Here is a 9,830-nt window from a genome sequence, read left to right as displayed (position 1 = left end):
ACCAATCCACAGCATCCTGAACTTATTGTAGCATTCCGCTGGAGAGCGGTCTATAAATACTACTTTTATATAATACGAGGAGATACATTAAACATGCGGATTGCAATGATTGGGCACAAGAGAATTCCGGGAAGAGAAGGCGGGATAGAGGTTGTAGTTGAGGAACTTTCGACACGAATGGCAAATCTTGGAAATGAAGTGACAGTATACAATCGGAAAAGCAAATTTATTGAGCCCCAAAAGAAGTATAAAGGTGTTCGCATAATTACTATTCCAACAATTGAAAAGAAGTCAACTGATGCAGTGGTTTATTCTTTTTTTGCATCTATTCATGCATTATTTCAACACTATGATGTTATCCATTATCACGGAATTGGACCGAGCTTTTTCTTACTTCTTCCTCATATTTTTGGAATTCGTACGATAGTAACAGTACATGGACTAAATTACAAAACGCCAAAATGGAAGGGATTTGGCGCAAAATTCATGAGGTGGGGTGAATTAATTGCAGCCAAGTATGCTGACGAGATTATTGTCCTTTCCGAGGAACAAAAAACATACTTCAAAACCAGATATAATAGGGAAGCTATATATATTCCAAACGGTGTAACCCTTCAAGACATAATTCCACCCGAAATTATACAAGAAAAGTACGGATTGAATAAGGATGGTTATATTCTTTTCCTTTCCAGATTGGTTCCTGGAAAGGGAGTGGAATATCTTATTCGCGCATATAAGCAGATTCCTTCGGAGCTTCCTTTGATTATTGCTGGCGATGCTCCATTTGTTAGTGATTTTGTTGGTGAGGTCAAGAGGGAAGCAAAAAGTGATTATAGAATTCGGTTTGTCGGATTTGTAGAAGGCAAGGAACTACAAGAACTTTATTCTAATGCTCGGCTTTTCGTTTTTCCAAGTGAAGCGGAAGGAATGCCGATGTGTCTATTAGAGGCACTAAGCTATAATATACCTTGTCTTGTTAGTGACATACCTGAAAATATTGAGGTCGGTGGAGAATACGTGACTTCCTTTAAAAGCATGGATATAAGTGATCTGAAAAATAAGCTGGAAATGATATTAAGTCGTCAGTGTAAAAACAGTACAGATCTTCGTGAATATGTAAAGAATAATTATGATTGGGATACAGTTGTCAGAAAAACATTAAAAGTGTACAAGGCAAAAAATTCAGAATGAGCAGTATACTATCCGCCTGACCAGACAATCAGTATGTTTCATTATGTCTCATAAGATATAGTAGAGGATAGAGATAAAGGATATATCTGGTGGAGGAAACTCGAAATAGGATAAATCCTTCAAAATGATGGCTCAATAAACCTAAGTGTGTGGATATGTAGGAGAAATAGATTTCTTCAATAAATTATGAGAGAATATTGCAGGAGAAATAAAGCTGATGAAAACAGTAACAATCATAACACCAACTTATAATCGTGCTGAACTGTTAAAAAATTTATATCAATCCTTAGAACAGCAAAACAATAAAGACTTTGAATGGCTGATAGTAGATGATGGAAGTACAGATTGTACGCAAGAAGTCGTAGAAAAGATTGCGAATAAGGCATCGTTTCACATTGATTATATTTGGAAAGAAAACGGCGGAAAACATACTGCACTAAATGTTGGCATAAGGACAATACATACAGAACTAACGATGATTGTAGATAGTGACGATCGGTTGCTTCCAAATGCTGTGGATGACATCTGCAAAACTCATCGTAAGTACTCTAATAATGGTGAAATTGGTGTTTATTCATTCTTGAGGTGTTACTCGAATGGAAAGCCGGTTGTTTCGCTGGAGGCAGAAGAATTTGTTGATTCTTATGTAAAATATCGAATTAAGGAAAACAGACCTGGAGATATGGCTGAGGTATTTAAAACACCTGTTTTGAAAGAATTCCCTTTTCCGGAGTTTCAGGGGGAAAGGTTTTTAAGTGAGGATGTTGTGTGGATTCAAATCGGTTTAAAGTATCAATATGCTTTTATTAATAAGCCGATTTATCAGTGTGAGTATTTAGAGGGAGGGTTAACAGCAAATGACAAACGAATGAAGTTTGCCTCTCCATGTGGCTCGATGCTACGCGGCAAGATGCTGATGAGTAAAGAGTGTGGCATTATTCAGAATTTAAAGGGTGCCATAATATATGACTGCTACAAAAGAAATTTAACGGATGCATGTCTTGACGAAAGATTGAATCTGAACCTAAGAAATAAAACCATGTGTATTCTTTGTGAACCTATATCATTTTATTACTTCGCGAGGTGGAGAGATAATATAAAATGAAAAAAGAATCAAACTTGTTTTTATATTCAGGTACATTCCTTCTTGCTATTAAAACAGTGTTTTCTGCGTCCAAAATTATTCCATACAGTGACTTTATGGATACTATTTTAGCAGCCGTAGGCGCATTTTGTATGATTTTAAGCATTATTATGCAGCGATATAGGGTGAAGGTATTGCTTCTTTATGCAATGCTCATAGGTATTACGGTATATAATGCTTTGATCACTAGAAACAATGCTTTGGCAGCAACTGTCATTACTTGTTTGGCGATAAGAAAAACTGACTTTAAAACATACATTCGATATGTTTTTAGGATGCAGAGCGTTTTGGTAATATGTCACACGATAATAGCTATAATTGGCAGCATGATTGGTATATTTGATATAACGCAAAATATTGGCGGTATAACAAGATATGATTTCGGAACACTTCATCCAAATTCATTTGCAGCGCTTGTTTTTAATTTGATAATTATGGGGATTTGGCTAAATTGGCATAAAATTAAAACAAAGCACATTATATATATGATTCTCGGGTCTGGTATTCTATACTGCTTTTGCAAAACAAGAACTAATTTTATTGCAATGTTAGTTGTGATTGGTTGTGTTTATGTCTGCAGAGTTAAGCATAAGTTTGTTCGACTTATAGGCAAAATAGCAACTGTAATAATTCCACTTCTTTCGGTTGCTATGGGGACAGCAATTATCCTATATACTACAGGCAATGGGATCGTGTTGCTATTGAATAAAGCGTTAAATGCAAGAATAATTTTAGGTGCGTATGCTTTGGCACACGAGGGATTCACTTTGTTTGGTCAAAATATGACATCCCTATACACGGAAACGACATGGGATCCCATTTGGAAATTAAACGCTTTTACATTTGATTGTATATATACATATATGTTGATTAACCAAGGAATAATTTGGTTGATTCTATTGACAATACTTTTTGCAAGGCTCGCAAAAAGAAAAAATCCAAAAGATAATGTTGCAATTATAGCTTGGGCGTTGTATGGCGTAACGGAAGTGCAGGGATTGAATTGTTTTTCCTGTATGCCGATTCTTTTGCTTACAAAATTGTTTGGAAAGGGACCAGAGCAAAATGGATAATATTCCTCATATAATACATTATTGCTGGTTTGGAAAAAATCCCAAACCGCAGCTCGTAATAGATTGCATTTCGACATGGGAAAGGTACTTTCCAGGTTGGGAAATTAAGGAATGGAATGAAGACAATTATAATGTTAGGACAATTCCATATATTCAAGAAGCTTATGAGGCAAAGAAATGGGCATTTGTGGCGGATTATGCTCGATTTGATATTTTATATCAATATGGTGGAATATATTTGGATACAGATGTAGAGTTCATCAAACCGTTACCACAACAATTTTTACAATTAAAAGGATTTACAGGGTTTGAATGTACCGGAATTGTTGCGCCAGGATTGATATTTGCGGTGGAGAAGAATTTTCCTATTTTAAAAGAGTTTATCAACCAATATAAAACTGAACATTTTGAGATAAAAGCAGATGGAATTTATAAAACTGTAAATCTTCACGTGACAGAGATTTTACAAAAAGAGGGATTGAAAACAGATAATACACTACAAACAGTAGCTGGATTGACGGTGTTTCCATCAGAGTATTTTTGTGGTTATGATACCGACATCCATGAACCCGATATCACGTGCAATACAATTTGCTGGCATCATTATTTTGCATCGTGGTCGAAGGTGCCTTTTAAATCTAAAGTCCAGAATGTCTTAAAAAAAGCAATTGGAAAGAAAAATTATAAGAAATTGATTTTACTAAAGCGGAGACTCAATAAATGAATGAATACATTAAAAGCGATTTGTATCGCTGCTATGGTAAAACTGGATTTAGAACGTTTATCAGGGGGATGTTAGAAGATCCGGGATTCAATTATATGTTTTGGCTCAGAATGTGCCAAGCCGGGGGGACGAGAAAGATGTTCGCATTACCTATTCATAAGTGGAAGCGAACATTTGGAAAAATAAATATTGGATACAAATGTAAGATCGGTTATGGCTTATATATTGGACATGGAGGTCCTTGCGTTGTTAGTGACAGTGCAGTAATCGGGGATAACTGTAATTTGTCACAATTTGTTACAATCGGAGCAAATGAGGGTAAAGCTGCAGATATAGGAAATAATGTGTACATTGGACCGGGAGTATGCGTTGTTGAGCATGTGACAGTAGGCAGTAATGTAACAATTGGTGCGGGTTCTGTGGTAGTCAAAGATATTCCCGATAACACAACAGCAGCTGGAAATCCGGCACATGTTGTTAGCTATAAGCAACCAGGAAGATATATAAAAAATCAATGGCTTGAAAAAAGGAATATAAATGGACAGTAGACTGAAAAAAAACTATGTATATAATCTTTTGAGCCAATTGCTTACAATAATAATACCGGTTATAACGACTCCGTATGTATCAAGAGTTCTGGGTGCACAAGCAATTGGAGATTTTGGCTATGCAACTGGAATAGTGTCATATTTTTGTATGGTTGCAATGCTGGGAACCGCAAATTATGCCCAGAGAGAAATAGCAAGGAGGCATAAATCAAAAAATGAGGTAAGTTGCATTTTCTTCGAAATTCTATCAATTAGAATTGTGATGATTTTAATTGTTTTTGTTTTCTATCTGGTTTTTATAAACCTGCCTTCTTGGAAACACTATAGAATACTCTTTTCTGTGCAGGTTATTTCTTTTGCAGCATGGGGATTTGATATTAGCTGGCTGTTTCAGGGACTGGAACAGTTCAAAGTTACTGCGCTTAGAAATTCCATTGTAAAGATTATTTCTACCGTACTGATATTGGCTCTCGTAAAGAAAGAAAGTGACCTTGTACTATATACCATCATATATTGCCTAAGCGATTTGATTGGCAATATAACAATGTGGCCTTCCTTGAAAGGGAAAATAAATAGGGTTTGTTTTTCCAAATTGAATTTATTTCGTCATTCTAAGGGAGTATGGGAACTGTTCATTCCCAATATTGCGCTTCAATTATATACAGTGTTCGATAAGACTATGCTGGGATCATTAGTCGATACCTTGCAAGTCGGTTATTATAGTCAAGCGGAAAAAATTATTAAAATTATACTGGTTGCTATAAGTTCTCTTTTTACCGTGCTCCTTCCACGCTTTTCATACTTAAGTGATCAACATGGTGACACTGAAGCTAACAGCTATTTTGTATCAGCCATAAAGTATACGTATTTCATGGCTGTACCATTGACAATCGGTTGCATTTGCGTTTCGGATTATTTTGTTCCTGTTTTTTTTGGACCAGGATATGATGAGGTATCTCCGTTAATGAAGATTCTAGCAATTTTATTTATTGTCATGAGTATAGAAAAGCTGTTAGGAACAGTTTTGATCGCATATAGCAAACAAAATATATATACAACATCAGTTGTGATTGCTTCAATTGTTAACGTAACCTTAAATTTGATATTTATTCTTGTCTTTCAGTTAGATGCAATAGGCGTTGCCATCGCATCAGTGATTGCAGAATTTGTTGCTATGTTAATTCAGCTGTTTAATTTACCAACATGCTTTCATAAATATAGTGTTTTGGTGGTGAGCAAGAATTATATCATAGCGGGCGTTGGAATGGCAATTGCTTTAATACTTATAAATATCGTTCCTATGGGCGTTGTTGGTCACTTGGCTGTAAGCATATTATTAGGCGCGGCAATTTATTTTAGTCTTCTAATTGTTATAAAAGATAACATGGTCGTTAACGTATTGAAGTATTTTATAACAAAACTGCGGAGATGATGCGATAATAAGTTATATATGCAGGAGGAATACAGTATACTTTAAGTGGGTTAATCAAAAAAATATGCAAAGCGGACAGTTGTTGGTCAAATCAAGAAAGAGGCAAATTTTATAAACAACTAAGGGGTATGAGCGAAACAATTTATTTTGTACACATGTATTTTGTGGCATTTTGTTCACTCGTGCTATATAAAGAAAACTATCACAATTTTAAGTCATATTTTATTTGCGCAGGTGGAGCAACTATCATGGCACTACTTTGCCAAATTTATAAAAGTAAAAAAGAGGTAATAAAAATGGGTAAATACTTTGGGACTGATGGCTTCCGTGGCGAAGCTGGTATTGATCTGACTGCCGACCACGCCTACAAGGTTGGCCGCTTCCTTGGCTGGTATTATAACGCCTTGCGCCAGCGCAACGGCAACAACGAGCCTGCCCGCATCGTCATTGGCAAGGACACCCGCCGCAGCTCGTACATGTTCGAGTATAGCCTTGTGGCTGGTCTGACCGCTTCTGGTGCAGATGCCTATTTGCTCCATGTTACCACTACTCCATCTGTGGCGTACATCGCTCGCGTGGATGATTTTGATTGCGGCATTATGATCTCCGCCAGTCACAATCAGTACTACGACAATGGCATCAAGCTAATCGACTGCTACGGCGAGAAAATGCCTGAGGAAACTCTGCTGCTGGTGGAGGACTACATCGATGGTAAACTCCATGTCTTTGATAAGGACTGGTCAGAGCTGCCCTTTGCTCATCGTGAGCACATCGGCTGCACTGTGGACTATGTGGCAGGTCGCAACCGCTACATGGGCTACCTGATCTCGCTGGGCATCTACTCCTTTAAGGGTGTCAAGGTCGGTTTGGATTGCGCCAATGGTAGCTCCTGGAATATCGCAAAGTCCGTGTTCGATGCGCTTGGCGCAGATACCTATGTCATCAATAATAATCCGAATGGTCTGAACATCAATAACAATGCAGGTTCAACCCATATTGAGGGTCTTCAGAAGTTTGTTGTGGAGAAGGGCTTGGATGTTGGTTTTGCTTACGACGGTGATGCCGACCGCTGCCTGTGTGTGGACGAAAAGGGCAATGTTATCACTGGCGACCATATCCTTTACATTTACGGTTGCTACATGAAGGAACGTGGTAAGCTGTTAAATAATACTGTTGTCACCACAGTTATGTCCAACTTTGGTCTCTACAAGGCTTTCGATGAGCAAGGTATCGGTTACGTTAAGACCGCTGTCGGCGATAAGTATGTTTATGAGTATATGGCCAAGAACGGCTGCCGTATCGGCGGTGAGCAAAGCGGCCATATCATCTTCTCCAAGTATGCGAGCACTGGCGATGGCATTCTGACCAGCCTGAAAATGATGGAAGTCATGCTGGCTAAGAAGAAGCCGATGAGTGAGCTGGCAGCACCGCTGAAGATTTATCCGCAGGTGTTGGAAAATGTCCGTGTGACCGATAAGAATGCTGCACAGAATGATCCTCTTGTTCAGGAAGCTGTGTCTAAGGTTGCTGAAGCACTGGGCGATACTGGTCGTATTCTGGTGCGTGAGTCCGGCACTGAGCCTGTGGTGCGTGTCATGGTAGAAGCACCAGATCATGATACTTGCCAGAAGTATGTTGACGAAGTGGTTAATGTGATCTGCAAAAAGGGATATAAGGTATAAAGTCAATGACGACTCTGGCAATTAACCGGAGTCGTTTTGCGTAAAGGGAAAAGTATAATAGAGAATTAAACAACGGGAGGGGATAAACCTATGTGTGGAATCGTTGGTTTTACAGGAAATCGACAGGCAACACCGATCCTGCTGGATGGATTGTCTAAGCTGGAGTATAGAGGATATGACTCGGCTGGGTTGGCTGTCCGTGACGGAGAAAATCTGGCTCAAGTCGTAAAAGCAAAGGGGCGGCTGTCAAATCTGATCGAGAAAACAGATGGCGGCAAGGCGTTGAAAGGAACTTGTGGTATTGGCCACACTCGTTGGGCAACCCACGGTGAGCCGAGCCAAACCAATGCACATCCGCATGTCTCAGGTAACTGCACACGTTCTGGTTCAGGTACAGTGGAGTCAGAGGTCGTTGGCGTACATAATGGCATCATCGAGAACTATATTGAACTGAAAGAAAAGCTGTTGAAGCATGGCTATACGTTCTACAGCCAGACGGATACCGAAGTGGTCATCAAACTGGTGGACTACTATTATAAGAAGTACAACCTCGGCCCTATAGATGCCATTGCTAAGACGATGGTGCGTGTCCGTGGCTCCTACGCTCTTGAACTGATGTTCCGTGATTATCCAGGCGAGATCTGGGTGGCCCGTAAAGACAGCCCGATGATCATTGGTATTGCGGATGGCGAAACCTATGTAGCTTCGGATGTCCCTGCAATTCTGAAATACACTCGCAATGTGTACTACATCGGTAATCTTGAGTTCGCAAAGCTCGTTCCGGGTGAGGCTCACTTCTATGATCTGAATGGTGATGAATTCAAAAAGCAGACCACCGAGATCAAGTGGGACGCAGAAGCAGCTGAAAAGGGCGGCTTTGAGCATTTCATGATGAAAGAGATCCATGAGCAGCCGAAAGCTGTTCAGGATACCCTTAACTCTGTGATCAAGAACGGCGCTATCGACCTATCAAGCGTGGAAATCACCGAGGACGAGATTAAAAACTTTGAGCAGATCTATATTGTTGCCTGTGGGTCTGCATGGCATGTAGGCATGGCTGCTCAGTATGTGTTGGAAGATATGGCGGATATCCCGGTGCGTGTGGAACTTGCATCTGAGTTCCGTTATCGTAAGATGCCGCTCAATCGGAAAGCACTTGTGATCGTTGTCAGTCAGTCTGGTGAGACGGCAGATACACTGGCTGCACTGCGACTTGCAAAAGAGAAGGGCATTACCACAATGGCAATCGTCAATGTGGTGGGCAGCAGCATTGCTCGTGAAGCAGATAAGGTGTTCTACACACTCGCTGGTCCAGAAATCTCTGTCGCAACGACCAAGGCATACAGCGCACAGCTTGCGGCTATGTACTGCCTGGCAGTTCAGTTTGCAAAAGTCAGAGAAAAAATCACGGAGGAGCAGTACAGCTACTACATTTCTGAATTGTTGACTCTCCCAGAAAAGATGCAGAATACTTTGGGAAATAAGGAGCGCATCCAGTGGTTCGCAGCAAAGTATGCCAATGCACATGATGTATTCTTCGTGGGTCGTGGCATTGACTATGCTGTCTGCTTGGAGGGAAGTCTGAAACTGAAAGAAATCAGCTACATCCACTCGGAAGCATACGCAGCAGGTGAACTGAGGCACGGAACCATCAGCCTGATCGAACAGGGAACACTCGTTATCGGTGTGCTGACTCAAAGCGAACTCTACGAGAAGACTATCAGCAATATGTTGGAGTGCAAAAGCCGTGGTGCTTATCTGATGGGTCTGACTACTTATGGCAAGTACGAGATTGAAGATCAAGTGAACTTCACAGTCTACGTTCCGAAGGTTGATGAACATTTTGTCGGAAGTTTGGCAGTGATTCCGCTGCAGTTACTGGGTTATTATGTGTCGGTTGCTAAGGGATTAGATGTAGATAAACCGAGAAATCTTGCAAAGAGTGTCACGGTGGAGTAAGATGCCCGAGGGTCTTTCCCAAATTTTGTGTAAAGTCCAGACAGCTATAAAACAAGAGCAATTTTAATATGAGGCGG

8 protein-coding genes are annotated in these 9,830 nt (G+C 40.0%); all 8 read left to right on the top strand.

Annotated features, from left to right (window positions below; translation table 11 throughout):
* On the top strand, window positions 1-1,191 hold a 1,191-nt coding region (locus tag GPK89_RS04800), incomplete at its 5' end, for a glycosyltransferase family 4 protein (RefSeq protein WP_346344829.1).
* Between the two features lie 217 nt (window positions 1,192-1,408).
* Complete coding sequence (locus tag GPK89_RS04795) at window positions 1,409-2,296, top strand: glycosyltransferase family 2 protein (protein ID WP_215691800.1); 888 nt, start codon at window positions 1,409-1,411, stop codon at window positions 2,294-2,296.
* Window positions 2,293-3,408 carry a hypothetical protein gene (locus GPK89_RS04790; RefSeq protein WP_215691799.1) on the top strand — a complete coding sequence of 372 codons (1,116 nt, stop codon included), beginning with the start codon at window positions 2,293-2,295 and terminating at the stop codon, window positions 3,406-3,408. Before GPK89_RS04795 ends, GPK89_RS04790 begins: the two co-directional genes overlap by 4 nt.
* Complete coding sequence (locus GPK89_RS04785; RefSeq protein ID WP_215691798.1) at window positions 3,401-4,132, top strand: glycosyltransferase family 32 protein; 732 nt, start codon at window positions 3,401-3,403, stop codon at window positions 4,130-4,132. The genes GPK89_RS04790 and GPK89_RS04785 overlap by 8 nt, the downstream gene beginning before the upstream one ends.
* Entirely contained in the window at window positions 4,129-4,680 is a 552-nt protein-coding gene (locus GPK89_RS04780; protein WP_215691797.1) for a serine O-acetyltransferase, read from the top strand. The genes GPK89_RS04785 and GPK89_RS04780 overlap by 4 nt, the downstream gene beginning before the upstream one ends.
* The gene (locus GPK89_RS04775) at window positions 4,670-6,112 is read left to right on the top strand and encodes a flippase (RefSeq protein WP_215691796.1); all 1,443 of its coding nucleotides are present in this window, start codon (window positions 4,670-4,672) and stop codon (window positions 6,110-6,112) included. The genes GPK89_RS04780 and GPK89_RS04775 overlap by 11 nt, the downstream gene beginning before the upstream one ends.
* Window positions 6,113-6,408: 296 nt before the next feature.
* Window positions 6,409-7,794: a phosphoglucosamine mutase gene (gene glmM, locus GPK89_RS04770; protein WP_215691805.1), complete on the top strand. Its 1,386-nt coding sequence runs from the start codon at window positions 6,409-6,411 to the stop codon at window positions 7,792-7,794.
* Window positions 7,795-7,884: 90 nt separating this feature from the next.
* On the top strand, window positions 7,885-9,753 hold the full coding sequence (gene glmS, locus GPK89_RS04765) for a glutamine--fructose-6-phosphate transaminase (isomerizing) (protein WP_215691795.1): 1,869 nt from the start codon (window positions 7,885-7,887) through the stop codon (window positions 9,751-9,753).
* Window positions 9,754-9,830: the final 77 nt, after the last annotated feature.

Source organism: Gemmiger formicilis (genome assembly GCF_018784445.1).
Taxonomy (GTDB): Bacteria; Bacillota; Clostridia; order Oscillospirales; family Ruminococcaceae; genus Gemmiger.
Note: the sequence above shows the minus strand (reverse complement) of the source record. Positions and strands in the feature narration are given on the sequence as shown.